Raw genomic sequence first — 25,014 nt, 5'->3', positions numbered from 1 at the left:
CGGCTTGACGCCCCGCGCCGCCCTGCGCACGCTGCGGCCATGTCCGAGCCCAGCGTGCGCGTGCTCATCGCCGACGACCACACCATGGTTCGCGAGAGCCTGGCCGGCCTGTTGCGCGGCGCCGGCATCGACGTGGTGGCGCAGGCCGCCGACGGCGTGCAGACGTTGCAGCGCGCGCAGGAACTGCAACCGGACGTGGTCGTCACCGACCTGTCGATGCCGGGCCTCAACGGCCTGGAAGTGGTCCGCCGCCTGCGCGAGCTGGCGCCCGCGCCGCGCGTGCTGGTGCTGACCATGCACCAGGAGGACGAATACATCCTGCAGGCGGTGCGCGCCGGCGCCGCCGGCTACGTGGTCAAGGACAGCCCGGCGACGGAACTGCTGGCGGCGGTGCGCGAAGTCCACGCCGGCCGCGGTTACTTCGGCCCGCAGGCCGCGCGCGCCCTGGCCGAGCAACTGCGCCACCCCGGCCGCGACCTCGGCGATCCCTACGGCCGCCTGACCGCGCGCGAACGCGAAGTCTTCCACCTGATCGCCGACGCCCTGACCACCAAGGAGATCGCCCGGCGCCTGGCGATCAGCGTCAAGACCGCCGAGAACCACCGCGCCCGCGTGCTCGACAAGCTCGGCGTGCGCAACAGCGCGGAGTTGGTGCGCTACGCCTCGCGCAAGGGGTTGGTGGACTGAGTCGGCAGGCGTTCGGCCTTCGCCGCAGCCGGGTTGTCGCGGTCGCGGCTCGCGCCGCTCCTACAGGGGCTGCGGCCGGTTCGTTTGCGACTGTAGGAGCGGCGCGAGCCGCGACCGCGCCAATCCACCTACGACGCCCGCCTCCCGCGCCGATACCACGTCCCGCCGCGCCGACCGCCCTCCCCGCCGCCACCGGGCCGCCCGCCCCGGGGTCGCGACCGCCCCACCATTCGCCGTAGTATCCTCGGCATCCCAACAAGCGTTTTAACGGAGCGGCGGCATGAAGGCAGCGGTCTGGGTGCGGGTAATCGGTCTGGCGCTGCTGCTGGCGCTGCTGGCGGGCTGCAAGACCGGGCCGGTGCGGCGCGTGTCCGAGCCGGCCGCGCGCATCCAGCAGCTCACGGTCAAGGCCGACGGCAGCTGGTCGGTGGACCTGCGGATCGAGAACTTCAGCAGCATCCCGATGCAGTTCGACCGCCTCGACCTGCAGCTCAAGCTCGGCGAGGAAAACGCCGGCCAGCTGCAGGCCCAGCCGGCGCTGTCGATCGGCCCGGAATCGGCCGACGTGGTCACCCTCGCGCTCAAGCCCGCCGGCGGCGCCCGCATCGCCATCGCCGACGCGCTGGCCGGCGGCCGCAGCGTCAACTACAGCCTCGCGGGCGACATCGCCGCCACCCCCAGCGAAGCCAAGCAACGCACCTTCCAGATCGAGCGCAGCAGCGCGCTGAGCCCGGCGCCGGGCTTGCCCGGCGTGATGCGGTAACGCCGGATCGGGGAATCGGCAGCACGGCATCGTCGATGCCGTCCCCGCCGCGCTCCCCGCCCGCCTGCGCGCCGTCGCCCCCGACTCCCTTTCCCCTTTGCGAACCGAGCCCATGAGCACCTACAAAGCCCCCCTGACCGACATGCGTTTCGTCCTGTTCGACGTGCTCGGCGCCGAAGCGCAGTTCCAGCGCCTGGGTTACGCCGACGCCACCCGCGACGTGCTCGACGCGGTGCTGGAAGAAGGCGCGCGCTTCAACGAAACCGTGCTCGCGCCGCTCAACGCCGTGGGCGATCAGATCGGCTGCAAGCACGACAAGGCCACCGGCGCGGTGACCACGCCGCCGGGCTTCAAGCAGGCCTACGACCAGTTCGTCGACGGCGGCTGGTCCGGCCTCACCGCCGAAACCCAGTTCGGCGGCCAGGGCATGCCGCACGCGGCCGGCGTGCCGCTGAAGGAAATGATCGACGCGGCCAACCTGGCCTGGGGCAACTTCCCGCTGCTCTCGCACGGCGCCACCGAGGCCCTGCTGCACCACGGCGAGGAATGGCAGCAGGAAGTGTTCCTCAAGCCGCTGGTGGAAGGCCGCTGGACCGGCACCATGTGCCTCACCGAACCGCATTGCGGCACCGACCTGGGCCTGCTCAAGACCAAGGCCGAACCGCAGGCCGACGGCTCGTACTCGATCAGCGGCACCAAGATCTTCATCACCGCCGGCGAGCACGACCTCACCGACAACATCATCCACCTGGTGCTCGCGCGCCTGCCGGACGCGCCGGCCGGCAGCAAGGGCATCTCGTTGTTCATCGTGCCGAAGGTGAAAGTCGCGCGCGACGGCAGTGTCGGCGAAGCCAACGCGGTGCGCTGCGGCAGCCTCGAACACAAGATGGGCATCCACGGCTCGGCCACGTGCGTGATGAACTTCGACGGCGCCCAGGGCTACCTGATCGGCCAGCCGAACAAGGGCCTGATGGCGATGTTTACGATGATGAACACCGCCCGCCTCGCCGTCGGTCTGCAAGGCCTCGGCCTGTCCGACCGCGCCTTGCAGAACGCGCTGCGCTATTCGCGCGACCGTTTGCAGATGCGCTCGCTGTCGGGCCCGAAGTTCCCCGAGCTGCCGGCCGATCCGATCATCGTCCACCCCGACGTGCGGCGCATGCTGCTGACCTGCAAGGCGCTGGTCGAGGGCGGCCGCGCGATGGGCTACGACGCCGCGCTGCTGGTCGACATCGCCCACGCTTCGCCGGACGAGGCCGAACGCGCGCAAGCCGACGCGCTGATCGGCTTCATGACCCCGATCGTCAAGGCCTGCCTCACCGAGTGGGGCGTGGAGTGCACCTATCACGCGCTGCAGTGCTTCGGCGGCCACGGCTACATCGCCGAACACGGCATGGAGCAGCTCGCCCGCGATGCGCGCATCACCACCTTGTACGAAGGCACCACCGGCATCCAGGCGCTCGACCTGCTCGGCCGCAAGGTCATGCAGCTGCAGGGCGCGGGCCTGCAGGCGATGCTGGCCAAGATCGAGGCCTTCTGCGCGCAGAACGAGAACAACGCGGCGGTCGCCGAATTCGTCGCGCCGTTGCGCAAGGCCGCCGGCGAGTGGCTGCAGCTGACCATGAGCGTGGGCAAGCGCGCCGCCGCCGACGCCGACGAGGTCGGCGCGGCTTCGTACGATTACCTGTTCTATTCCGGCTACGTCTGCCTGGCCTATTGGTGGGCGCGCAGCGTCGCCGCGGCCGAGGCTTCGGGCCAGAGCCAGGCGTTCAAGGACGGCAAGCGCGAGACCGCGCGTTTCTACTTCGCCCGCCTGCTGCCGCGCACCCAGGCGCACAAGGCCGCGATCGACAGCGGCACCGCGCCGCTGATGGCGCTGGCGGCGGAAGGCTTCGACGCGTGATCGCGCGCGGCGGGCGCGCGAAGCCGGCGGTCGTGCGGCTCCGCGGCCTCGCCGCGGCGGCGATCGCGGCGCTGATCCTCGCCGCCTGTTCGCAAGAGCCGCCGCCGACCGAGTTCCCCGGCGGCATCGCGATCCCGTCCGCCGCCAGCGACGTGCGCGAACACATCGACGACCAACTGCGCACGATGACCGCGTACTACCGCTTCGACCTGCCGCCGGCGCAACTGCCGGCGCTGGCGGTGGCGCTGCACTGCCGGCTCGGCGACGTCGGCCACGGCGCGCGCGCGGCCGAGCGAGGCGATCCGGCCTGGTACGCGCCGCGCCCGGACCGCGCCCATCGCCACTGCGAAAGCCGGATCGCGCACTGGATGTACGAACTCGACGTCGATGTCTCGCGGCCCGACCGCTACACCGTCTATCTCAGCGCTTCGAGCTGATCGGGCCGTTCGCGGCCGGGCCCGCATCCGGGCTCGCATCCGGGCTCGGCGCGAGCCGCAGCCAGGCTCGCCGGACCGTTCGAACACCGACCGCCGGCGCACCGCGTCTACACAAAATGTAACCGACAGGGTATAAGCTCACTCTCCGATGGAGACCGATAGAGCGAAGATCCGCCTGGTCCGCACCGGAACCCACGCTGAAATGCTTCAGCGTGAGCCGGAAGTCTCCGGTGTCGGCGAGCCCTACTCGCCCTGGACCGGTCCGCGCGCAGTGCCGCGCAATCCCCTGGAACGCCTGAACTCGGTGCGGCTGCTGGCGCTCGATGCGCACGGGCGCGTGCTCGACTGGATGAACTGGCAGGACGCCGCCTGCCTGTACGCGCGCGGCGCGGTCGCCTGGACCCTGGGCGATCCCTGCCTGCAGGTGCACGGCGGCATCAACCGCTTCACCGGCGAGCGCAGCGTGCTCGAACTGCACCCGATCGTCGCCGCGCGCGGCCATGCCCGTCCCGGCGCGCTCGACCCGACCCCGGCGCTGACCAATGCCGCGCTGTTCGCGCGCGACGGCCACCTGTGCATGTACTGCGGCCACGATTTCCACCGCCCGCACCTGACCCGCGACCACGTCGTGCCGGTGTCCAAGGGCGGCCGCGACATCTGGGAGAACGTGGTCGCGGCCTGCTTCGGCTGCAATTCGCGCAAGGGCAACCGCACCCCGCAGCAGGCCGGCATGCCGCTGCTGGCGGTGCCGTACCGGCCGAGCTGGGTCGAGCACCTGATCCTGTCGAACAGGAACATCCTGGCCGACCAGATGGCGTTCTTGAAGAACCAGCTGCCGAAGAACTCGCGCCGGCTCGGATAAAAGCCGTGAACGCGGTCGCACTATCGCGGCCGACACGCCCGCCGATGTGCCGGTGTGCGCGCATAAGCGACGCAAAGCGCTCGTTGACGACATTACGGTCGTCCCGGACACTCGTCGCCATCGACTTACGGACACATTCGCGATGCCTTTGACCCTCGGTCTGACCGGCATGGACCCGGCGACGGAGTCTGCGCTGCAGACGGCTTTCAAGTTGGCCAACACCCGTCTCGGCAGCCGCTGGAGCCTGGTGCCGGAACAACAGGCCGACTTCGTCGTGGTCGACATGGACAGCATGTACGGACCGATGAGCTGGCTGCGCCTGCATGCCGCGGGCAAGTCGGTGATCGCGCTGACCGCGGCCCAGCGCACCCAGGCCGACTTCCTGCTCGGCCATCCCTTCAGCGCCGACAGCATCGCCGAGCTGCTCGGCGAGATCGCCGGGCACAACGGCGAGCCGGCGGCGGCCGCCGCCGCGCCCAAACCGGTCGAAATTCCGCAGCAACCGCGCACCGACCCGACCGCGGCGCTGCCCGACGTGGTGGTGGAACTGCTGCAGACCGACCTGGCCCAGGCCAAGGCGGCGACGCCGGTCGTCGCGGCACCGGCCGCGCCGGCGAGCATCGCCGCAGCGCCTGTCGAACCGGTCGCTGCCGTCGCGCCGACCGCAGCGGTTGCGCCGCCCGCGCCCGCCGCACCGGTCGCGGCGCCCGCCGCGGGCGTCGCGCCCACGACGCCCGCCTCGCCCGCGCCCGCTCCCGCCGCGCCCGCGCCAGGCTTGGTCGCTCCCGCCGCGCCGGCCCCCGCATCGGTTCCCGCAGCCGCCGCCAGCGTCACCGCGCGCGGCGACGGCCTGCTCGACTGGCTGGTCCCCGGCCGCCTGCGCGGCCTGCTGCGCGTGGGCAGCGGCGAGGAGCGCCTGCTGATCGACGCCGACCAGCGCCGCTACCACGGCCCGGCTGCGCTCAAGCCGCTGTCGGCGCTGTTCGAGCGCGGGTTCGCCGCTTCCGAATTCGAACTGCTGCCGGCCGCGCAGTGGGACGCCGCCGCCGCGCAACTGGGCGCGCCGATGCCGCTGGCGCGGCTGGTGTGGTTCGGCAACCTGCTCGCCGGCCGCGGCCGCCTCGCCCCGGGCTACGACCCGGCGCGCCGCTACCGCATGACCAAGTGGCCGCAGACCGAGCGCGAGTACCCCAAGCACTTCCGCATCGCCACGGTGATGATGAAAGGCCTTTCGCACCTGGCCGAGATCGCCGAGGCCAGCGGCGTCAGCGAGGCCGAGGTCGCCGATTTCATCAACGCCAACCTCGCCACCGGCTTCGCCGAGGCCGAGGGCGATCCGCCGCCGGCCGAGCAGGCCAAGTCCGGCGGCCTGTTCGGGCGCCTGCGCGGCCGCTGAGCGGCTGCGTCCGGGCGTCGCGGGCTAGGCCGACGGCGATCCTGCGAAACGCCGGCCAACGCGCGCCAACGGCGCGCTACGGCGCTCAACGCACGTGTGACCGGGCCGGCGCCCGGGCCTGACGGAATCTGTCCGCAGGCACCAGCCTGAACCTGGAATCGTCACACTTCTTGCCCGCCTCACGCGGCGGCGGGACAATGCCCGACCAGCTGAACGCCCGTGGTCGTAATGATCGATTCGCAGCGCTACCCGCGTCTTTCCCGCATTCAGGTCCCCGCCGACCTGCGCCGCTTTCCTGAAGAGGAACTGCCGGCGATCGCCGAGGAACTGCGCGCCTATTTGATCGAACAGGTCGCCCTGGTCGGCGGCCACTTCGGCGCCGGGCTCGGCGTGATCGAGCTTACCGTCGCCCTGCACTGGTTGTATGACACCCCGCTCGACCGCCTGGTCTGGGACGTCGGCCACCAGAGCTATCCGCACAAGATCCTCACCGGCCGCCGCGACAGCATCCACACGGTCAAGCAGAAGGACGGCGTCGCGCCGTTCCCCAAGCGCGACGAATCCGAGTACGACACCCTCGGCGTCGGCCACAGCTCGACCTCGATCTCGGCCGCGCTGGGCATGGCGGTGGCGCTGCAGCGCCGCGGCGACGAACGCAAGGTGGTGGCGGTGATCGGCGACGGCGCGATGACCGCCGGCATGGCGTTCGAAGCGCTGGCCCACGCCGGCGGCATGAGCGATCCCGAGCCGAACCTGCTGGTGATCCTCAACGACAACCAGATGTCGATCTCCGAGAACGTCGGCGGCGTCACCAAGATGCTCGGCCAGCTCACCAGCAGCCGCACCCTCAACGCGATCCGCGAGGGCGGCAAGAAGCTGCTCGGCGACAAGCGCAAGAAGCCCGCGGCCAAGTTCGTGCGCCGCTGGGAAGAGCACTGGAAGGGCATGTTCGTGCCCTCGACCTTCTTCGAGGAGGTCGGCTTCCACTACACCGGCCCGATCGACGGCCACGACCTGCCGGCGCTGCTGAGCGCGATGAAGACGCTCAAGGGCCTCAAGGGTCCGCAACTGCTGCACATCATCACCACCAAGGGCAAGGGCTACGAGCTCGCCGAGGGCGACCAGATCGGCTACCACGCGGTCGGCCCGTTCGATCCCGAGAAGGGCCTGGTCAGCAAGCCCGGCGCGAAGAAGCCGACCTACACCGACGTCTTCAGCGACTGGCTGTGCGACATGGCCGCCGCCGACGAACGCCTGATGGGCATCACCCCGGCGATGCGCGAAGGCTCGGGCCTGGTGCGCTACAGCAAGGAATACCCGCAGCGCTACTTCGACGTCGCCATCGCCGAGCAGCACGCGGTGACCCTGGCCGCGGGCATGGCGATCGAAGGCGCCAAACCCGTGGTGGCGATCTACTCGACCTTCCTGCAGCGCGGCTACGACCAGCTGGTGCACGACGTCGCGATCCAGGACCTCGACGTGCTGTTCGCGATCGACCGCGGCGGCGTGGTCGGCCCCGACGGCGCCACCCACGCCGGCAACCTCGACCTGTCCTACCTGCGCTGCGTGCCGAACATGGTGGTGATGGCGCCGGCCGACGAGGACGAGTGCCGCAAGATGCTGTCCACCGGCTTCCAGTACCGCGGCCCGGCCGCGGTGCGCTACCCGCGCGGCACCGGCCCCGGCGCGGCGATCCAGCCGGGCCTGGACACCCTGCCGATCGGCAAGGCCGAACTGCGCCGCAGCGGCAAGCGCATCGCCCTGCTCGCGTTCGGCGCGATCGTGCCGGCGGCCGAACAGGTCGCCGCCGAACTGGGCCTGACCCTGGTCAACATGCGCTTCGTCAAGCCGCTGGACCGCGCGCTGATCCTGGAACTGGCGCAGAGCCACGAAGGGTTCGCGACGATGGAAGACAATGTCGTCGCCGGCGGCGCCGGCAGCGGCGTGGCCGAGTTGCTGGCGGCCGAGGGCATCGTGCTGCCGATGCTGCACCTGGGCTTGCCGGACGAGTTCCAGCACCACGCCAGCCGCGAGCAGCTGCTGGCCGAGGCCGGGCTGGACGCGGCCTCGATCCGCGCCAGCCTGATCAAGCGCTGGCCGCAGCTGGCGGCGCAGCCGGCGCCGCAGTCGGCGGCGGGATAACGCCGCCGCGCATCCTCGCGCAACGCAAAACGCCCGGCGCGAAGCCGGGCGTTTTCGTTTGCGGCTGCCGATTCGGCCGCAGCCCTTGTGGGAGGGACTTCAGTCCCGACGCGTTCCGCTCCGATCGCCTGATTGCCCAGCGACCTGATGCCAAAGCATCGGAACTGAAGTCCCTCCCACAGGAGCCGTCGCCGCGCTCAGCCGATCCAGAACGGCATCGCCACGAACGCGCTCAGCACCGCCGCCGCAGCGATCTTCGTACTCGCCTTCGGCGCCATGGTCATCGCCAAGGTCCACGCCAGCGCCGACACGATCAGCGCCGCAGTCCAGAAGATCGGCCCCTGCGCCCAGCCCCAGCCGTGCACGAACAAGGCGAAATCCAGCGCCAGCAGCGCCCAGCCGGCGCCGCGCAGGAGCCGCGCGCGCGCCGGGCGGAACGCGCCGGCGAACACCTGTTGATGGTGCTTTTCCAACCCCAGGCTCAGCAGGCACCACGCCGCCACGCCCAGACACAGTCCCAACCAAAGCATCGATGCACGCTCCTCAGCGATCGGCCAATGCAGGATTGCCGCCGGCGGGCTCGCCGCCCGCGCGTTCGCGCCGCGGCTTGCGTTCGGGCGCCGGCTGCCGCGCCTTGACGAAGCTGCGCCGCGCCAGCAGCGCGAAGCCCAGCGCCAACGCCAGCGCGGTCAGGTCCACCGCCGCCAGCGTCCAGTCGCCGCGCGCGATGGTCGCCAGCAGGTGGCTATTCGGCGCGGTCGCGAAATTGACCAGCGGGATCAGCGCAAACGCGACCGCATTGAGCGCGAAGAACTGGCCCCAGCCGCGCTTGTGCACCGCCGGGATCGCCGCGTATAGGGTCGCCGCGATCCACACCGCGCAGAACACCGTGATCTCGGCGTTCGCACGCGCGGCCGCGTCGGCCGGGATCAGGCGGTTGCCGATCACCATCGCCGCGCTCGCCAGCGGCAGGCCGCCGACCACGCCGAGGTTCAACGCCTGCACCAGGCCGTAGCCCGACAGGCTGCCGGCCTCGGCGATCTTCTTGGCGCGCTTGTTGACCCACACCTGCATGCCGCTGGCGATCATCACGCAGCCGGCGATGCCCATGACGAAGTACAGCCAGCGCAGCGCGCTGCCGCCCCACTGCGCCATGTGCATGCCGCCGATGAAAGTGTAGGTCTTGTAGCCGGCCGCCATCGGCCCGCTGACGTGCAGGAAGCGGCCGTCGTTGGCGTCGTAGAACACCTGCTTGAAGTTCCAGGCGACGTCGCGGCTGTGGTCGCCGCCGAAGGAGATCGTGGCGCTGGTGTCGTCGGGATGGTGCACGCTGACCCAGGTCACCGGCTGGCCCAGGCGCGCGCGCGCGTCGGCGATCAGCGCGTCGATCGAGTGGATCGTCTTCAGCGGCTTGCCGGTCTCGGGCCGCTCGTAGCTGTCGGAGGCCTCGACGAAGAACTTCTCGACGTCGCCGTTGAACGCCGAGTACAGCCCGGCCGGCATGTAGTTGGCGACGAAGATCGCCACGCCGGTGTAGGCGATCATCAGGTGGAACGGCAGGCCGAGCACGCCGGTCAGGTTGTGCCCGTCCAGCCACGCGCGCTGGCCGCCGTTCTTCGGGCGGAAGGTGAAGAAGTCCTTGAAGATGCGCTTGTGGATCACGATGCCGGTGAAGATCGCGATCAGCATGAACATCCCGGCCAGGCCGACGATGTACATGCCCCAGGTCTGCGAATGCAGGTTGAAGTGCAGGGTGAAGAAGAATTCGCCGCCGGCGGTCTCGGGCACCGGCTTGCCGGTCGCCGGGTCGAGGTTGAATTCGTCGGGGTCGCCGACGTCGTAGTAGACGCCGCCCTGCAGCGACTTGCTGCGCTCGCCCGGCAGGGTGATGTAGTAGGCGTGCGGATGCTCCTTCGACACTTTCTGCAGCTGCGTCAGCGCCGCGTCGAGGTCGACGCTGTCGGCGCCGCGCTCGTGGCCGTGCAGCGCCGGCTGCATCCAGTGGGTGAGTTCCTTGTCGAAGCAGGCGATGGTGCCGCCGACGAAGATCACGAACAGCAGCCAGCCGATCGTCAGCCCGGCCCAGGTGTGCAGCCACGCCATCGCTTGCGAGAAAGTGTTTTTCATCGTGTCGGCGCCTCAGGCCGCCGGCGTCGCGGCGGAAAACAACGCGGCCGCGCCGCACAGCCGCGCGACGCCCAGCAGCAGAGCCGCGCCCAGCGCCGGCGCCCAGCACGCGCGCCAGGCGCTGCGCGCGGCGAAGGCGTACATCGCCACCGCGCACCAGACGAAAAAGCTCAGCAGGCTCGCCGCGATCACGTTGTCGACCCGCGAGAACGGCAGCGTCAGGCTCAGCACCGCGGTCAGCGCGTAGGCGAACAGGTAGCCGAGCACGATCGCCGCGAACGCGCGCGCCGCGACTTCGCCGCGGTAGCGCCACGACAACGGCGCGCGCGGCTTGCGCGCCGGCGCGGCGGGGCGCGGGTCGTGGCCGGCGCGCGTGGCGGCCAGGGCCGGAGTGGCGGAGCTTTGCGTCATTGCGGCGTCGGGTCGTGGGGCGGCCGGTGGGGTAGCGCCGGGCCGGGTCGTGCAGGGAGCCGGAAACGGCGCCGGAGCGCCCACCTTGGGGCGCGCCGGCCTGCGCAGTCTAGTTGGCAATGGTTCTCATTTGCAAACCATGGCGGCGCGGGCCGAATCGCCAGACCGGCACCGCGAAAGCGCCAGGGCGTGTTACAGATGGCGCATACCGCCGGCGCGGCGAACCGGCTACGATCCGCTCGCCCGACACCGTCGCCCTCCCTCACCTTCCAGAGAACGCCAAGGATGCGCCGCGCCCTCACCGCCCTCGCCCTGCTGGCGCTGCTGCCGGCCGCAGCGGCGCAGACGCCGACGCCGCCCCCGGCCGGCGACATCCGCGACCTCGACACCCTGGTCGTCACCGGCGAACAACCCGGCCCCGGCCTGTGGAAGGTGACCCGCGGCGGCCACGTGCTGTGGATCCTCGGCACGGTCAGCCCGCTGCCCAAGGACATGACCTGGCTGTCGCGCCAGGTCGAGGCGACCATCGCCGATTCGCAGGAAGTCATCGCCCCGCCCTCGGTCAGCCTCGGCACCGAGCTGGGCATGTTCCGCACCATGATGCTGATTCCCACCGCGCTGAAGGCGCGCAAGAACCCGGACGGCAAGACCCTGCAGGACGTGGTGCCGGCCGACCTGTACGCGCGCTGGAGCGCGCTCAAGGCGCGCTACATCGGCCGCGACGGCGGGGTCGAGAAATGGCGGCCGATCTTCGCCGCGCAGGAGCTCTACGAGGCGGCGATCAAGCAATCCGGGCTGTCGCTCAAGGACGTGGTCCAGCCGGTGGTGGAAAAGGCGGCCAAGCAGCACGGCGTGCCGGTAACCGAGGCGCGGGTGACGCTGAAGATCGACGACCCCAAGGCCACGCTCAAGGAATTCGCCGACAGCGCGATGGACGACCGCGAGTGCTTCGCCAAGACGCTCTCGCGCATCGAGACCGACCTGGAAGCGATGCGCGCGCGCGGCAACGCCTGGGCGGTCGGCGACATCGCCACCCTGCGCACGCTGCCGCAGGGCGACCAGTACCGCACCTGCCTGGAAGCGCTGGCCGCGACCGGCGTGGCCCGGCGCCTGAACCTCGGCGACCTGCGCCAGCGCGTGACCGCGAACTGGCTCGAACGCGCGCAGGAGGCGATCGCCAAGAACAACAGCACCTTCGCCTCGCTGCCTGTGGCGGATCTGCTGGAGAGCGGCGGATTGCTCGACAAGCTGCGCGATGCGGGATACACGGTCGAAGATCCCTGAGTTTTCGGCGACCGGATCGAAAGGCGTCGGGCCTGAAGGCCCTCCCACCAGAGCCTGTCGTGGGAGGGCCTTCAGGCCCGATGCTTTCCGCTCAGCCGCCGCAAGCCCTCCCGGCTCAGCCGGCCGCCCCCGGCGCGCCCCGACCGAACACCTCGTAGATCCGCCGCAGCAACGCCGGCGTGTCGTCGAACACCTCATGGCGCAGACGCAGGCCGGCGTCTTCGCGGGTCCAGAACTTGAGCAGCCAGCCGTTGTCGGTGCGCTCGAATTCGCCGGTGCGTTCCAAAGGCGTCGGGGTCATCGCGGCTTCCTCGCAGCGCCGGCATCGGGCCCCGCCGGTTCGGGGACGCGGCCTTCGGGCCGGTTCGGCCATGATCGCGCGCGGGCTTCGCAGGGGCTGCGATGCGGGCTCGGCAGCCGGAACCCTGCAGAACTGCTGAGCGGCTGAGCGGCTGAGCGGCTGAGCGGAAAGCATCGAGCCTGAAAGCCCCGCCACCCAAAAACCCAGGCGCCGGAAACGAAAAACCCCGGCGTTCGCCAGGGTCTCGGTACTGCGTTTCGCAAGATGGTCGGGACAGCCGGATTTGAACCGACGACCCTCTGCCCCCCAGGCAGATGCGCTACCAGGCTGCGCTATGCCCCGACGTCGCTTGCAAAGATCCGCTCATGCGAGCGGGCGGCAAGTATAGCCGCTTGTGGCTGCAATGGGGAACCGGACGCCCGCGGCGAACCGCGGCTTTTCCTTCCCCGTTCCCGCCCTTTCAGCGCCGCAGCAGCTGCAGCACTTCTTCCAGTTCCATTCGCACCTGCTTGACGATCTGCGAGGACAGCGCCGATTCGTCCTTCGCCGCCTCGCCTTCCAGGCGCAGGCGCGCGCCGCCGATGGTGTAGCCCTGTTCGTACAGCAGGCCGCGGATCTGCCGCACCATCAGCACTTCGTGGCGCTGGTAATAACGGCGGTTGCCGCGGCGCTTGACCGGGTTGAGGGTGGGAAACTCGGTCTCCCAATACCGCAGCACGTGCGGCTTGACGTCGCACAGCTCGCTGACCTCACCGATGGTGAAGTAGCGCTTGGCCGGAATCGGCGGAAGTTCGCGGTTACTGCCCGGATCCAGCATGTTCGCCTCCGCTGTACGCCTCGACCCGCTCCTTGAGCTTCTGGCCCGGGCGGAAGGTCACCACCGTGCGCGCGGAAATCGGAATCTCCTCGCCGGTCTTCGGATTGCGGCCCGGGCGCTGGTTCTTGCGGCGCAGATCGAAGTTGCCGAAACCCGACAGCTTGACCTGGCGCCCCTGCTCCAACGCTTCGCGCAACGCATCGAAGAACGCGTCGACGAACTCCTTGGCTTCGCGCTTGTTCAGTCCGACTTCGTCGAACAGACGCTCCGCCATTTCCGCTTTGGTAAGTGCCATGGTGACCTCTGAATAACGTCCGGACCGTGACGGCCGCGCGAGGCGTCAGGCGCGCAGCCTGGCACCGTGTTCGCGCTCCACCGCGGCGGTCACTTCGGCCACCACGGCATCCACGTCCCGGTCGGTCAGGGTGCGCGATTCATCCTGCAGAATCAAGCCCATAGCGAGACTCTTGAATCCGGTTTCCACGCCCTTGCCCTGGTAGCGGTCGAACAGCACCAACTCGCGCAGGCTGGGCCCGGCGGCGGCCTGGACGGTGGCCTGAATGGCCGCCCACGGCACCGTATCGGCGACGATGAACGCGCGATCGCGGCGCACCGACGGGTACTTGGACTGCGCCCCGGCCTTGGCGATGGCGCGTTCGACCAATCCGCCCAGATCCAGTTCGAAGGCGACGACCTCCACGTCCAGATCCAGCGCGCGCTGCAGGCGCGGATGCAGCTGGCCGATCCAGCCCAGCCGCTGCTCGCGGCCGCCGTCCACGCGCCAGACATCGGCGCTGCGGCCCGGATGCGCCCACGCCGGCGCGCTCGGGCGGTACTCCAGGCGCGCGCCGGCGGCGGCGGCGAGGCTGTCGAGGTCGCCGCGCAGGTCGTGGAAGCCGACCGGCTGCGCCGCCCGCCCCCACTGCTCGGCGCGGGCGTCGCCGCAGACCGCGGCGGCGATGCGCGGGGTCTCCAGCGGCGCCGCGGCCGCGGCGTGGAACACGTTGCCCAGCTCGAACAGGCGCACCCGATCCTGCTGGCGCGCGGCGTTGCGCGCGAGCGCGGCGACCAGCCCCGGCAGCAGCATCGTGCGCATCACCCCGAGCTCGGCGCTGAGCGGGTTGGCCAGCGCCACCGCGCCCTCGCCCGCCTGCCACAGCTGCAGCCAGGCGGCGTCGACGAAGGCGTAGTTGACCGCTTCCAGGTAGTCGCGCGCGGCCATCTGCCGGCGCACCGTCGGCGCATCGACGCGGGTTTCGCTCGGCGCGATCAGGCGCGAGGCGCCGCCCGGCAGCGTGGTCGGGATGCGGTCGTAGCCGTGGATGCGGGCGATCTCTTCGATCAGGTCCTCTTCGATGGCGATATCGAAGCGGCGGCTCGGCGCGGTCACGCTCCAGCCATCGTCGCTGCGCTCCACCGCCAGGCCCAGGGCCTGCAGGATGCGCTCGACTTCGGCGTCGGCCACGCTCAGGCCGAGCACGCGCGCCAGCCGCGCACGGCGCAGCGCCACCGGCCGCGGCTGCGGCAGGTGCTCGGGCAGCGCCGATTCGGTCAGCGGGCCGGCGGCGCCGCCGGCGATGTCGAGGATCAGCCGGGTCGCGTACTCGATCGCGGTGCGCGGCAGCTCCGGATCGACGCCGCGCTCGAAGCGGTGGCCGGCGTCGGTGTGCAGGCCGAGCTTGCGGCCGCGGCCGATGATCGCGGCCGGGGCGAAGTGCGCCGCTTCCAGGAACACGTTGACGGTGGCGTCGGTGACGCGGCTGTCGTAGCCGCCCATCACGCCGCCGAGCGCGACCACGCGCTGGGCCGCGCCGGCGCCGTCGGTGATGACGATGAACTGCTCGTCCAGCGCCACTTCCTGCGCGTTGAGCAGTTGCGTCGCCTCGCCCTTGCGCGCGCGGCGCGCGCCGACCGGGCCGGCCAGGGTGTCGCGGTCGAAGGCGTGCATCGGCTGGCCGATCTCCAGCATCACGTACTGGGTCACGTCGACCAGGAACGACACCGGACGCACGCCGCTGCGGCGCAGGCGCTCGGCCATCCACACCGGCGTCGGCGCGGTCGCGTCGACGCCTTCGATGACCCGGCCGCAGTAGCGCGGCACATCGGCGCCGGCGTCGAGCTCGACCGCGAGGGCAGAGTCGATCGTCGCCGGCACCGGCTCGATCGCCAGCGGCGCGACCGCGCTGCCGGTCGCGGCGGCGACGTCGAAGGCGATGCCGCGCACGCTGAAGCAGTCGGCGCGGTTCGGGGTCAGCTTGATCTCGATGCTGGCGTCGGGCAGGCCCAGGTACTGCGCCAGCGGCTGGCCGACCGGCGCGTCGGCCGGCAGTTCCAGCAGGCCGGACGCGTCGGCGTCGATGCCCAGTTCCTTGGCCGAACACAGCATGCCGAAGGATTCCACGCCGCGCAGCTTGGCGGCCTTGATCGCCATGCCGCCGGGCAGACTCGCGCCGACCGTGGCCAACGGCGCGATCAAGCCGGCGCGCGCGTTCGGCGCGCCGCACACGATCTGCACCGTGCCGCTGCCGGTATCGACCGAGCACACCTGCAGGCGGTCGGCTTCCGGATGCTTTTCGGCGCTGACGATGCGCGCGACGACGACGCCGTCGAGCGCCGCGCCGAGCGCGGTCACTTCTTCCACTTCCAGCCCGATCGCGGTCAGGGTCGCGGCGAGCTCATCGCGCGTGGCGGCGGTCGGGACGTGCTGGCGGAGCCAGTTTTCGCTGAATTTCATGGGGATGGACCGGGAATCGGGAATGGGGGAATCGAGCGGCGGACGGATGGCGCGCAAACGGGGCGCGCAAACGGGGCGGGCCGGCGGAACCGGGGCGCTCGCGCTTGCGATCGCCCGCTCCCCGGCCCCCTGCCTCAGGCGAACTGCCTGAGGAAGCGCACGTCGTTCTCGAAGAAGCTGCGCAGGTCGTCGACGCCGTAGCGCAGCATGGTCAGCCGCTCCACGCCCATGCCGAAGGCGTAGCCGGTGTAGCGCTCCGGGTCGATGCCGACGTTGCGCAGCACGTTCGGGTGGACCATGCCGCAGCCCAGCACTTCCAGCCAGCGGGTGCTGCCGTCGGCCTGCTGCCAGGCGATGTCGACCTCGGCCGAGGGCTCGGTGAAGGGGAAGTAGCTCGGGCGGAAGCGCATTTCGAAATCGCGCTCGAAGAACGCGCGCACGAATTCGGCCAGGGTGCCCTTGAGGTCGGCGAAGCTGGAATGCTCGTCGATCAGCAGGCCTTCGCACTGGTGGAACATCGGCGTGTGGGTCTGATCGCTGTCGCTGCGGTAGACCTTGCCCAGCGCGATCATGCGCAGCGGCGGCCCGCTCTTATCGGCAACGGCCTGCAGCATGTAGCGCACCTGCATGCCCGAGGTGTGGGTGCGCAGCAGGCGGGCGACGCCGGCGCTGTCCGGCGGAAAATAGAAGGTGTCGTGCATCGCCCGCGCCGGATGGTGCGGCGGGAAGTTGAGCGCTTCGAAGTTGTGCCAGTCGTCCTCGATCTCCGGGCCGTCGGCCAGTTCGAAGCCGAGCCGGCCGAAGATGTCGGCCATGCGCTCCATCGTGCGGCTGACCGGATGCAGGCCGCCGCGCGCGGCGTCGATGCCCGGCAGGGTCACGTCGATGGTTTCCGCGGCCAGGCGCGCGTCGAGCGCGGCATCGTCGAGCGCGCTCTTGCGCCGGGCCAGCGCATCGGTCAGCGCGTCGCGCGCCTTGTTGATCGCCTCGCCGGCGGCCTTGCGTTCGTCCGCCGGCAGCGCGCCGAGCTGCTTGAGCTGGGCGGTGACGCTGCCGGACTTGCCGAGCAGCGACACGCGCAGCGCCTCGATGGCCTCGGGGGAATCCGCCGCCGCGATCTCGGCCAGCGCGTGCTGGGTCAGTTGCTCGATCTGCGCCATGTGCTCAAGGTTCCTTTCACTTGCCTTGCGTTGAATTGCCTCGCGATCGCCGGCCGCGGAGCTCGTCCGCCCAGGTCCGCGCCTGTTCGCTGCCCGCCTCGACCGACTGCCGGGCCGCCTCGTCGCAGTTCGCCGCCGATGCCGGCTCGCCGGTCGCGACCGTCGCGTTGAGCGCCACCCCGAGCAGCTTCTGCGGCGAAACCCGCTTCTCCAGCTTCTTGAGGATCGCGGTGACGTCGTCGTCGAGCTGCCGGGTGCGCGCTTCGTCGAGCACCGTGCACTGCTCGTTGCGGCCCTTGGCCAGCATCACCTCGGCGAAGCGCTGCAGGTTCTCGGTTTCCTCGGCCGCCTTGTCGCGCGCCGCGGCGACCGTCGACCCCGCCATGCCGCCCAACAACGCCAGCGCGCACACGCCGGACCGGCCGTAACTGGAAATTCCTTTCATCGCATCCTCCTGGGTGGGTCCGACGGCCCGATGTCGCGGGCCCAGAAACGACAATGGGGAAGGACTCGCGCCCTTCCCCATGCCTTGTGGTTCCTCTTTCAAAAGTCCGCACATGGATGTGCGGGCTCTTGCGGAGGGACCCGCATCAAGCCGCGAGCGCGCTCTTCGCCTTCTCTGCCAGAGCCGCAAAACCCTTCGCGTCGTGCACGGCGATGTCCGCCAGCACCTTGCGGTCGAGGGTGATGCCGGCCTTCAGCAGGCCGTTGATAAATCGGCTGTAGCTCATGCCGTTGATGCGGGCCGCCGCATTGATGCGGGTGATCCACAGCGAACGGAAATTGCGCTTCTTCTGCTTGCGACCGATGTAGGCGTACTGCAGGGCCTTCGTCACCGCCTGCTTGGCGACGCGGAAGACCTTGCGGCGGGCGTTGTAGTAGCCCTTGGCCTGCTTCAGGATTTTCTTGTGACGGCGACGCGCCGTAACACCACGCTTAACTCGTGCCATTTTTCAGTCTCCTCACAAATACGGAAGCATGCGGTCCAGACGGCCCGCGTCCTCGGCACGAACATGGTTCGTCTGCCGCAGGTTGCGCTTCCGCTTGGTCGCCTTCTTGGTGAGGATGTGGCTCTTGTTGGCGTGGCCGCACTTGTACTTGCCGGAAGCGGTCTTCCGGAAGCGCTTGGCCGCCGCCCGATTGGTCTTGATCTTGGGCATTGCGATGTCCTTTCGGATGGTTTTATGTCACTGGCCTGGGCGGTGGCTGGGCACGGCATGCGTGCGGCCACTCTTTCCGTCCTGCCCTTGCCGGCTTGTAAGTCGCTGATTTACAAAGAATCTACGACAGGTCCGTGCATCTGCATACAACAAACCCGGCGAACCGGGCCGCATAGTATGCGGGCTGGAGGCCGGGCTTGCAAATATCTTCAGGCAAATCAGGGGATTGGGAGCCGCGCTCCCACCCCGACCGCGTCCGCGACCCTTCCCCGGCGACGGGGAAGGACCCGGCTCAGGTCTTCTTCTTGGGCGCGATCATCATGACCATCTGCCGCCCTTCCAGGCGCGGACGCGACTCGACCACGATGTCCTCGCCCAGGTCGGCCTCGATCCGCGCCGCCATCTCGCGACCGAGCTCCTGGTGGCTCATCTCGCGGCCGCGGAAGCGGATGTTGACCTTGACCTTGTCGCCCTCTTCCAGGAAACGGCGCATGTTGCGCAGCTTGATCTGGTAGTCGCCCTCGTCGGTGACCGGACGGAACTTGAGTTCCTTGATCTCGACCTGCTTCTGCTTCTTCTTGGCCTCGTTGGCCTTTTTCTGCTGCTCGAAGCGGAACTTGCCGAAATCCATGATCTTGCAGACCGGCGGATCGGCGTTGGGCTGGATTTCGACCAGATCCAGGGCTTCCTCTTCGGCCATGCGCAGCGCTTCGTCGCGCGTGAGCACGCCGATCATCTCGCCGTCGCTGCCGATCACGCGCACGCGCGGGACGCGGATTTCCTGGTTCTTTCGATTCGGCTTCTCAGGGGTACTGATTGTTGCAATCTCCAATAAAAACGCGATGTTACGCGCCTGGGGCCGTCCCGGCCTGACCGGGACGGAGGTTGTGACGCTGCGCGCGGGCGGCGGCCGGCCGGGTCAGGCTCGCTCGCTCATAAGACGCGAAGCGAACTCGGCGACGGTCATCGTCCCCAGGTCCTCCCCACCCCGCGTACGCACTGCGATCGTGCCGGTCTCCTTCTCGCGGTCGCCGGCCACGAGCAGGTACGGCACGCGCTGCAGCGTGTGCTCGCGAATCTTACGGCCGATTTTTTCGTTTCGCAAATCGGCCTCGACCCGGAACCCTTGATTTGCAAGGAGTTTCCTGACCTCTTCCACATAATCGCCCTGGGCATCGGTGATATTGAGCACCGCCGCCTGGACCGGCGCCAGCCAGGCCGGGAACTGGCCGGCGTGGTGTTCGATCAGGATGCCGATGAAACGCTCCATCGAGCCGACGATGGCCCGGTGCAGCATCACCGGCGTGCGCCGCTGGCTGTTTTCGTCGACGTATTCCGCGCCCAGGCGGCCCGGCATCATGAAGTCGACCTGCATCGTGCCGAGCTGCCAGGTGCGGCCGATCGCGTCCTTCAAGTGGTATTCGATCTTCGGACCGTAGAACGCGCCTTCGCCCGGCAGTTCCTGCCATTGCACATCGCACGCCGACAACGCACTGCGCAGCGCGCCTTCGGCCTTGTCCCAAGTGGCGTCGTCGCCGAGGCGCGATTCCGGGCGCAGCGCGATCTTGATCTGGATGTCGTCGAAACCGAAATCGGCGTACACCGCCAGCGCCTGCCGGTGGAACGCGGTGACTTCGGCTTCGATCTGGTCTTCCAGGCAGAACACGTGGCCGTCGTCCTGGGTGAAGCCGCGCACGCGCAGGATGCCGTGCAGCGCGCCGGACGGCTCGTTGCGATGGCAGGCGCCGAATTCGCCGTAACGGATCGGCAGATCGCGATAGCTGTGCAGGCCCTGGTTGAACACTTGCACGTGGCCCGGGCAGTTCATCGGCTTGATCGCGTAGGTGCGCTTCTCCGACTCGGTGAAGAACATGTTCTCCTGGTAGTTGTCCCAGTGGCCGGACTTCTGCCACAGCGACACGTCGAGGATCTGCGGGCAGCGCACTTCGCCGTAGCCGCTGTCGCGGTAGACCTTACGCATGTACTGCTCGACCACCTGCCAGATCGACCAGCCTTTCGGGTGCCAGAACACCAGGCCCGGCGCTTCTTCCTGCAGGTGGAACAGGTCCTGCTGCTTGCCGATCTTGCGGTGGTCGCGCTTCTCGGCCTCTTCCATGCGCTGGATGTAGGCGGCGAGTTGCTTCTTGTCGGCCCAGGCGGTGCCGTAGATGCGCTGCAGCTGTTCGTTCTTGGAATCGCCGCGCCAGTACGCGCCGGAGATGCGGGTCAGCTTGAACGCCTTGAGGAAGCGCGTGTTGGGCACGTGCGGACCGCGGCACATGTCCACGTATTCCTCGTGGTAGTACAGGCCCATCGCCTTCTCGTCGGGCATGTCCTCTACCAGGCGCAGCTTGTAGTCCTCGCCGCGCGACTGGAACACCGCGACGACCTCGTCGCGCGGCGTGACCTTCTTGATCACGTCGTAGTCCTTGTCGATCAGCTCGATCATGCGCGCTTCGATCGCGGCCATGTCGTCCGGGGTGAACGGGCGCTCGTACCAGATGTCGTAGTAGAAGCCTTCCTCGATGACCGGGCCGATCACCATCTTCGCGGTCGGGTACAGCTGCTTGACCGCGTGGCCGACCAGGTGGGCGCAGGAGTGGCGGATGATCTCGACGCCTTCGGGGTCCTTCGGCGTGATGATGCGCAGCTTGGCGTCGTGGTCGATGCGGTCGCTGGCGTCGACCAGCTTGCCGTCGACTTCGCCGGCGACGGTGGCCTTGGCCAGGCCGGCGCCGATCGAGGCGGCGACGTCCATGACGGAAACGGGGTGGTCGAATTCGCGGCGGCTGCCGTCGGGGAGGGTAATGGCGATCATGGCTTCGTGGTTCGCAGGGCGTGGGTCGGAGGCGCCGGCGCGCGCGGCCGGGTTGCGGCGCGACGGGCGCGGACGGAGTCGCGGCGGGCGCCGCGCCTACAAGGGGGGGTGGTCGAAGAATCCGGCGACCGGACAAGAAAAAAGCGCCGCGAGGGCGCCTGCGTGAGCGGGGCCTGCGCGGGGATCAGCGGTGGGCGCGGGTAGTGTCCATGTCGCACGCTCGGCCGGCGCGTTGGCGCGGGCCACCTGGGGCTCTCGGGAGGGCGCGGCCGGATGCCGCGTCGCAGGCGCTAATAGTTGGGGACGCGGCGGGGGCAAGTCAACCGTTCGCCGCCGTCGGATTTGGCAGGTCCGGTGCGGCAGGGACCGCGACGGGCCGCACACGGAAAGCGCGCGGCATTGCGTTAATGTGGATGCATCAAGGACGCCATCTGCGTGGGGACGTGATGGGAATCAGGGAAGCCGGACGCGCCTGGCGCAACCGCGCGGCGGCGATGCCGGCATCGATATCCGGCCGCGGCGCGGCCGTTTACGGCGAGGTCGGGCACGACCGGGCGGGCCGGGATCGGGCCAGCTTCAATCAGAGCGCCTTCGATCGGGCCGCCGTCGATCAGACCACCTTCGATCGGGCCGCTTTCGGCCGAACCGCTCCCGGCCCACGATGAGCGACGACACGCCCGCCCCCTCCCCCGCCGCGCCGACCGCCAGCGCCTCCGCCTTCGCGGTGCTGCGGCGCCTGGCGCCGACCGTATGGCATTACCGCGGCCGGCTCGTCGCCGGCCTGCTGCTGGTGCTGGGCACCAAGGCGACCCTGGTCGGGCTGCCGCTGGTGCTCAAGGAGCTGATCGACGCGCTCGACCTCAAGCCGACCCCGCTGACCGTGCCGGCCGCGCTGCTGATGGCCTACGGCGCGCTGCGGCTGGCCTCCTCGGTGCTGCAGGAGTTGCGCAACGTGGTGTTCGCGCGGGTGATGGCGCGCAGTTCGCGCGAGGTCGCGCTGCGGGTGTTCGAGCACCTGCACGCGCTGAGCCTGCGCTTCCACCTGGACCGCCGCACCGGCGCGGTCGGCCGCGACCTGGAGCGCGGCATGGGTTCGATCTCCGAGCTGCTCGACACCGTGCTGTACATGGTCGTGCCGACCCTGGTCGAACTGGCGCTGATCGTCGCGATCCTGGTCGCCGGCTACGACCTGTCGTTCGCCGCGATCACCCTGGTCACGCTGGCGCTGTACATGGCGTTCACCTACCGCATGACCGAGTGGCGGCTGCGCTGGTACCGGGAGATGAACGAGGCCAACACCGAGGCCAGCGCCGGCTCGGTCGATTCGCTGCTGAACTACGAGACGGTCAAGTACTTCAACAACGAGGCCTTCGAGACCGAGCGCTTCGACCGCCGCCTGCGCACGCTGGAGGACAGCGCGGTACGCAGCCTGAAGGCGGCCTCGCTGATGGGCATCGGCCAGTCGGCGCTGATCGCCCTGGGCCTGACGGCGCTGCTGTGGCGCGCCACCGACGGCGTGGTCGAAGGGCGCATGAGCCTGGGCGACCTGGTCCTGGTCAACGCCTACCTGCTGCAACTGGCCGCGCCGATGAGCTACCTCGGCGTGGTCTACCGCGAAGGCAAGCAGATGCTGGCCAACCTGGAGCGCATGTTCGCCCTGCTCGACGAGCCGGTGGAGGTGGTCGACCGTCCCGGCGCGCCGGCGCTGCGGGTCGGCGGCGGCGAGGTCCGGTTCGAGAACGTGTCGTTCCGCTACGGCGAGCGCGAGATCCTCGCCGGCATCGACCTGGTCATTCCCAGCGGCCATACCGTGGCGGTGGTCGGCAGCACCGGCGCGGGCAAGTCGACCCTGGCGCGGCTGCTGTACCGCCACTACGACCCCGACGGCGGGCGGGTCACCGTCGACGGCCAGGACCTGCGCGAGGTGACCGCCGACTCGCTGCGCCGGCGCATCGGCGTGGTTCCGCAGGACACCGTGTTGTTCAACGAATCGCTGTACTACAACATCGCCTACGGCCGCCCCGACGCCAGCCGCGAGGAAGTGCTGGAGGCCGCGCGCGCCGCGCGCATCCACGACTTCATCCAGACCCTGCCGCAGGGCTACGACACCGGCGTCGGCGAGCGCGGGCTCAAGCTCTCCGGCGGCGAGAAGCAGCGCATCGCCATCGCCCGCACCCTGCTCAAGCGGCCGGCGATCCTGATCTTCGACGAGGCCACCTCGGCGCTGGACGCGCAGACCGAAGGCGAGATCCAGCGCGAGCTGCGCCAGGCCGCGCAGGGCCGCACCGCGCTGGTGATCGCCCATCGCCTGTCGACCGTGGTCGACGCCGACCAGATCGTGGTGCTGGAAGCCGGCCGCATCGCCGAACGCGGCGACCATGCCGAACTGCTCGCCGCCGGCGGCCGCTACGCCGCGCTGTGGGCGATGCAGCAACGCCGCCCGCCCGGCCTCGCGCCCGCGGCCGGCGACGACGGCGCGCCGCGGGCCCGGCACGCCGACGAACACCCCGCCCTTACCGACTGAAGGAAACCCGCATGACGACATTGATTGTCTCCGACCCCTGGGACATCCACGCCAGATCGGTGGCCTGGGCGCTGGAGAACGAAGGCGAGCGCGTGCACGTGTGGTACACCCACGACTATCCGCAAAAACACGGCGTCAGCCTGCGCACCGGCGGCGGCCCCGCGGCGGTGTCGCTGTATTGCCTGCGCCACGAGCGCGCCTTCGACACCGCCGACGTCGATACGGTGTGGCTGCGCCGCTGGTACCAGCCCGAGCCCTCGGCCCAGCTGCATCCGGCCGACATCCGCTTCTCGCAGCTGGAATCCACCGAGTTCGTGCGCGCCACGATCAACCTGCTTGAAGCCCAGCGCGAGCGTTTCTGGATCAACCCGATCCAGGCCAAGGCGCTGGCCGACCGCAAGGCGGTGCAACTGCACCACGCCGCCGCGGTCGGCCTGGACACGCCGCCGACGCTGATCTCGAACGATCCCGAGGCGATCCGCGCGTTCTACCGCGAGCACGGAGGCCGCGCGATCTACAAGCCGATCACCGCGGCGGCCTGGATCAGCGAAGGAGAAGAAAAGGTGCGCGGCACCTTCACCACGCCGCTGACCGAGCAACTGCTGCGCGAGGACGCCGCGCTGTCGAACGCGCCCGGCATCTACCAACCGTTGCTGGACAAGGCTTACGAGCTGCGGGTGACGGTGATGGGACGCACCGCGATCGCCGCGCGCCTGCATTCCCAGCGCGACGGCGACTACCTCACCGACTGGCGCGCGAACGAATTCGACGAACGCATGGGCTGCGAGCGCTACGCCCTGCCCGAGGCGGTGCAGGCGCGCTGCCTGCAGGTCATGGCGCGGCTGGGACTGGTGTTCGGCTGCATCGACATCGTGGTCACCCGCGACGGCCGCTACGTGTTCCTGGAAGTCAACGAGATGGGCCAGTTCATGTGGCTGGAGGCGATCAATCCCGGCCTGCAGCTGATGGACTGCGCGGTCGAATTCATCCGCAGCCGCGACCCGGCCTTCGTCTACGACTGGCGCGAACCGGTCTACCGCTACCGCGACTACTGGGAATCGCGCGGCGAACGCGGCGAGGCCGAGCCGGACGCGCGGCGCCACGTGCCGCTGCCGCAGGTGTTCCAGATGCGCGAGTGAGCGCCCGGCCGCGCCCGCGCGGCCGCGCACGAACGAACGGGCCGGGAGGCGACGCCTCCCGGCCCGTTTTGTTTCGCGTAGTCCGGCGTACCGGGTCGCGCCCGGCAGGCGCGTACCGGATTACGGGATCTGGTCGCCGTTGTCGGCGAAATCGATCTCGTTGAACGGGCTGGTGCGGCGATAGGTCGTCGCGGCCACGAACGCGGCATTCTGCTCGGCGCCTTCCATCTGCTCGGATTCGATCGCGACCATGCGGCCGATCAGGCGGGTCTGTTCGCTCATAACCTACTACTCCGTTAGCAAGGCGGCGGATCGCCGCCATCCGAAGATAGGAAGCCGCGTTCGCAGG

General features: G+C 69.7%; 24 protein-coding genes and 1 tRNA gene. 10 read left to right on the top strand and 15 right to left on the bottom strand.

Annotated features, from left to right (window positions below):
- Positions 1-39: 39 nt before the first annotated feature.
- From RDV84_RS15005 to dxs, 7 genes are all read left to right on the top strand, one after another.
- The gene (locus RDV84_RS15005) at positions 40-687 is read left to right on the top strand and encodes a response regulator (protein WP_078996704.1); all 648 of its coding nucleotides are present in this window, start codon (positions 40-42) and stop codon (positions 685-687) included.
- Between the two features lie 280 nt (positions 688-967).
- Positions 968-1,450 carry an LEA/WHy family protein gene (locus tag RDV84_RS15000; protein ID WP_057948375.1) on the top strand — a complete coding sequence of 161 codons (483 nt, stop codon included), beginning with the start codon at positions 968-970 and terminating at the stop codon, positions 1,448-1,450.
- Positions 1,451-1,562: 112 nt separating this feature from the next.
- Complete coding sequence (locus RDV84_RS14995; RefSeq protein ID WP_057948376.1) at positions 1,563-3,353, top strand: acyl-CoA dehydrogenase C-terminal domain-containing protein; 1,791 nt, start codon at positions 1,563-1,565, stop codon at positions 3,351-3,353.
- A gap of 32 nt (positions 3,354-3,385) precedes the next feature.
- Positions 3,386-3,790, top strand: coding sequence for a hypothetical protein (locus RDV84_RS14990; RefSeq protein ID WP_309150784.1), 405 nt, complete (start codon positions 3,386-3,388; stop codon positions 3,788-3,790).
- Positions 3,791-4,139: 349 nt separating this feature from the next.
- A complete protein-coding gene (locus tag RDV84_RS14985; protein WP_394541352.1) occupies positions 4,140-4,652 on the top strand; it encodes an HNH endonuclease in 513 nt (170 codons plus the stop codon).
- 142 nt (positions 4,653-4,794) lie between these two features.
- Positions 4,795-6,048 carry a hypothetical protein gene (locus tag RDV84_RS14980; RefSeq protein WP_309150783.1) on the top strand — a complete coding sequence of 418 codons (1,254 nt, stop codon included), beginning with the start codon at positions 4,795-4,797 and terminating at the stop codon, positions 6,046-6,048.
- A 228-nt stretch (positions 6,049-6,276) separates the two neighbouring features.
- Positions 6,277-8,190, top strand: coding sequence for a 1-deoxy-D-xylulose-5-phosphate synthase (dxs, locus tag RDV84_RS14975; protein ID WP_078996708.1), 1,914 nt, complete (start codon positions 6,277-6,279; stop codon positions 8,188-8,190).
- 197 nt (positions 8,191-8,387) lie between these two features.
- Here dxs and RDV84_RS14970 read toward each other — a convergent pair whose 3' ends face one another.
- The 3 genes from RDV84_RS14970 to RDV84_RS14960 are packed head-to-tail and all read right to left on the bottom strand — an operon-like array spanning position 8,388 to position 10,728.
- The gene (locus tag RDV84_RS14970) at positions 8,388-8,720 is read right to left on the bottom strand and encodes a DUF3325 domain-containing protein (RefSeq protein ID WP_078996709.1); all 333 of its coding nucleotides are present in this window, start codon (positions 8,718-8,720) and stop codon (positions 8,388-8,390) included.
- Between the two features lie 13 nt (positions 8,721-8,733).
- Positions 8,734-10,317: a PepSY-associated TM helix domain-containing protein gene (locus RDV84_RS14965; RefSeq protein ID WP_309150782.1), complete on the bottom strand. Its 1,584-nt coding sequence runs from the start codon at positions 10,315-10,317 to the stop codon at positions 8,734-8,736.
- A gap of 12 nt (positions 10,318-10,329) precedes the next feature.
- A complete protein-coding gene (locus RDV84_RS14960) occupies positions 10,330-10,728 on the bottom strand; it encodes a hypothetical protein (protein ID WP_309150781.1) in 399 nt (132 codons plus the stop codon).
- A gap of 285 nt (positions 10,729-11,013) precedes the next feature.
- On the opposite strand from RDV84_RS14960, the gene RDV84_RS14955 reads away from it, so the two are divergent.
- Complete coding sequence (locus RDV84_RS14955; RefSeq protein ID WP_309150780.1) at positions 11,014-12,012, top strand: TraB/GumN family protein; 999 nt, start codon at positions 11,014-11,016, stop codon at positions 12,010-12,012.
- 115 nt (positions 12,013-12,127) lie between these two features.
- Here the strand turns inward: RDV84_RS14955 and RDV84_RS14950 are convergent, their stop codons facing one another.
- The 11 genes from RDV84_RS14950 to thrS form a co-directional block, all read right to left on the bottom strand.
- On the bottom strand, positions 12,128-12,313 hold the full coding sequence (locus tag RDV84_RS14950) for a hypothetical protein (RefSeq protein WP_309150779.1): 186 nt from the start codon (positions 12,311-12,313) through the stop codon (positions 12,128-12,130).
- 265 nt (positions 12,314-12,578) lie between these two features.
- Positions 12,579-12,655 (bottom strand) — tRNA-Pro (locus RDV84_RS14945).
- Between the two features lie 118 nt (positions 12,656-12,773).
- Positions 12,774-13,130, bottom strand: coding sequence for a MerR family transcriptional regulator (locus RDV84_RS14940; RefSeq protein ID WP_057948383.1), 357 nt, complete (start codon positions 13,128-13,130; stop codon positions 12,774-12,776).
- Positions 13,111-13,425: an integration host factor subunit alpha gene (locus tag RDV84_RS14935; RefSeq protein ID WP_036101930.1), complete on the bottom strand. Its 315-nt coding sequence runs from the start codon at positions 13,423-13,425 to the stop codon at positions 13,111-13,113. Before RDV84_RS14935 ends, RDV84_RS14940 begins: the two co-directional genes overlap by 20 nt.
- Before the next feature lie 45 nt (positions 13,426-13,470).
- Complete coding sequence (pheT, locus tag RDV84_RS14930; RefSeq protein ID WP_309150778.1) at positions 13,471-15,864, bottom strand: phenylalanine--tRNA ligase subunit beta; 2,394 nt, start codon at positions 15,862-15,864, stop codon at positions 13,471-13,473.
- Positions 15,865-15,998: 134 nt separating this feature from the next.
- Positions 15,999-17,024: a phenylalanine--tRNA ligase subunit alpha gene (gene pheS / locus RDV84_RS14925; protein ID WP_057948385.1), complete on the bottom strand. Its 1,026-nt coding sequence runs from the start codon at positions 17,022-17,024 to the stop codon at positions 15,999-16,001.
- Positions 17,025-17,040: 16 nt separating this feature from the next.
- Positions 17,041-17,523 carry a hypothetical protein gene (locus RDV84_RS14920; protein WP_309150777.1) on the bottom strand — a complete coding sequence of 161 codons (483 nt, stop codon included), beginning with the start codon at positions 17,521-17,523 and terminating at the stop codon, positions 17,041-17,043.
- Between the two features lie 91 nt (positions 17,524-17,614).
- Positions 17,615-17,974 (bottom strand): 50S ribosomal protein L20, encoded by a 360-nt coding sequence (gene rplT / locus RDV84_RS14915; protein WP_057948387.1) that lies wholly within the window; start codon positions 17,972-17,974, stop codon positions 17,615-17,617.
- 12 nt (positions 17,975-17,986) lie between these two features.
- Positions 17,987-18,184: a 50S ribosomal protein L35 gene (rpmI, locus tag RDV84_RS14910; protein ID WP_027083463.1), complete on the bottom strand. Its 198-nt coding sequence runs from the start codon at positions 18,182-18,184 to the stop codon at positions 17,987-17,989.
- 292 nt (positions 18,185-18,476) lie between these two features.
- Entirely contained in the window at positions 18,477-19,010 is a 534-nt protein-coding gene (gene infC / locus RDV84_RS14905; protein WP_394541351.1) for a translation initiation factor IF-3, read from the bottom strand.
- 93 nt (positions 19,011-19,103) lie between these two features.
- Complete coding sequence (thrS, locus tag RDV84_RS14900; protein ID WP_057948388.1) at positions 19,104-21,002, bottom strand: threonine--tRNA ligase; 1,899 nt, start codon at positions 21,000-21,002, stop codon at positions 19,104-19,106.
- A gap of 661 nt (positions 21,003-21,663) precedes the next feature.
- Here thrS and RDV84_RS14895 point away from each other — a divergent pair.
- Together RDV84_RS14895 and RDV84_RS14890 are read left to right on the top strand one after the other, a co-directional pair.
- Entirely contained in the window at positions 21,664-23,526 is a 1,863-nt protein-coding gene (locus tag RDV84_RS14895) for an ABCB family ABC transporter ATP-binding protein/permease (RefSeq protein WP_250449553.1), read from the top strand.
- Between the two features lie 11 nt (positions 23,527-23,537).
- Complete coding sequence (locus RDV84_RS14890) at positions 23,538-24,665, top strand: MvdC/MvdD family ATP grasp protein (RefSeq protein ID WP_250449552.1); 1,128 nt, start codon at positions 23,538-23,540, stop codon at positions 24,663-24,665.
- Positions 24,666-24,785: 120 nt separating this feature from the next.
- On the opposite strand, the gene RDV84_RS14885 is transcribed toward RDV84_RS14890, so the two are convergent.
- Positions 24,786-24,947, bottom strand: coding sequence for a hypothetical protein (locus tag RDV84_RS14885; RefSeq protein ID WP_157490410.1), 162 nt, complete (start codon positions 24,945-24,947; stop codon positions 24,786-24,788).
- Between the last annotated feature and the right edge of the window lie 67 nt (positions 24,948-25,014).

It is taken from the genome of Lysobacter yananisis, from assembly GCF_031199375.1.
Lineage (GTDB): Bacteria > Pseudomonadota > Gammaproteobacteria > Xanthomonadales > Xanthomonadaceae > Lysobacter > Lysobacter yananisis.
This window is presented reverse-complemented; position numbering and strand designations above follow the sequence as displayed.

Excerpts from the sequence above, each read along its gene's own strand:
- RDV84_RS14995 (WP_057948376.1), top strand. The coding sequence starts at position 1,563 with ATGAGCACCTACAAAGCCCCCCTGACCGACATGCGTTTCGTCCTGTTC.
- RDV84_RS14985 (WP_394541352.1), top strand. The coding sequence starts at position 4,140 with ATGAACTGGCAGGACGCCGCCTGCCTGTACGCGCGCGGCGCGGTCGCC.
- RDV84_RS14955 (WP_309150780.1), top strand. The coding sequence starts at position 11,014 with ATGCGCCGCGCCCTCACCGCCCTCGCCCTGCTGGCGCTGCTGCCGGCC.
- RDV84_RS15005 (WP_078996704.1), top strand. The coding sequence starts at position 40 with ATGTCCGAGCCCAGCGTGCGCGTGCTCATCGCCGACGACCACACCATG.
- RDV84_RS14940 (WP_057948383.1), bottom strand. The coding sequence starts at position 13,130 with ATGCTGGATCCGGGCAGTAACCGCGAACTTCCGCCGATTCCGGCCAAG.
- pheT (WP_309150778.1), bottom strand. The coding sequence starts at position 15,864 with ATGAAATTCAGCGAAAACTGGCTCCGCCAGCACGTCCCGACCGCCGCC.
- thrS (WP_057948388.1), bottom strand. The coding sequence starts at position 21,002 with ATGATCGCCATTACCCTCCCCGACGGCAGCCGCCGCGAATTCGACCAC.
- RDV84_RS14980 (WP_309150783.1), top strand. The coding sequence starts at position 4,795 with ATGCCTTTGACCCTCGGTCTGACCGGCATGGACCCGGCGACGGAGTCT.
- RDV84_RS14885 (WP_157490410.1), bottom strand. The coding sequence starts at position 24,947 with ATGAGCGAACAGACCCGCCTGATCGGCCGCATGGTCGCGATCGAATCC.
- rpmI (WP_027083463.1), bottom strand. The coding sequence starts at position 18,184 with ATGCCCAAGATCAAGACCAATCGGGCGGCGGCCAAGCGCTTCCGGAAG.
- rplT (WP_057948387.1), bottom strand. The coding sequence starts at position 17,974 with ATGGCACGAGTTAAGCGTGGTGTTACGGCGCGTCGCCGTCACAAGAAA.
- RDV84_RS14935 (WP_036101930.1), bottom strand. The coding sequence starts at position 13,425 with ATGGCACTTACCAAAGCGGAAATGGCGGAGCGTCTGTTCGACGAAGTC.
- RDV84_RS14950 (WP_309150779.1), bottom strand. The coding sequence starts at position 12,313 with ATGACCCCGACGCCTTTGGAACGCACCGGCGAATTCGAGCGCACCGAC.
- RDV84_RS14965 (WP_309150782.1), bottom strand. The coding sequence starts at position 10,317 with ATGAAAAACACTTTCTCGCAAGCGATGGCGTGGCTGCACACCTGGGCC.
- RDV84_RS14960 (WP_309150781.1), bottom strand. The coding sequence starts at position 10,728 with ATGACGCAAAGCTCCGCCACTCCGGCCCTGGCCGCCACGCGCGCCGGC.
- RDV84_RS14890 (WP_250449552.1), top strand. The coding sequence starts at position 23,538 with ATGACGACATTGATTGTCTCCGACCCCTGGGACATCCACGCCAGATCG.
- RDV84_RS15000 (WP_057948375.1), top strand. The coding sequence starts at position 968 with ATGAAGGCAGCGGTCTGGGTGCGGGTAATCGGTCTGGCGCTGCTGCTG.
- pheS (WP_057948385.1), bottom strand. The coding sequence starts at position 17,024 with ATGGCGCAGATCGAGCAACTGACCCAGCACGCGCTGGCCGAGATCGCG.
- RDV84_RS14895 (WP_250449553.1), top strand. The coding sequence starts at position 21,664 with ATGAGCGACGACACGCCCGCCCCCTCCCCCGCCGCGCCGACCGCCAGC.
- RDV84_RS14970 (WP_078996709.1), bottom strand. The coding sequence starts at position 8,720 with ATGCTTTGGTTGGGACTGTGTCTGGGCGTGGCGGCGTGGTGCCTGCTG.
- dxs (WP_078996708.1), top strand. The coding sequence starts at position 6,277 with ATGATCGATTCGCAGCGCTACCCGCGTCTTTCCCGCATTCAGGTCCCC.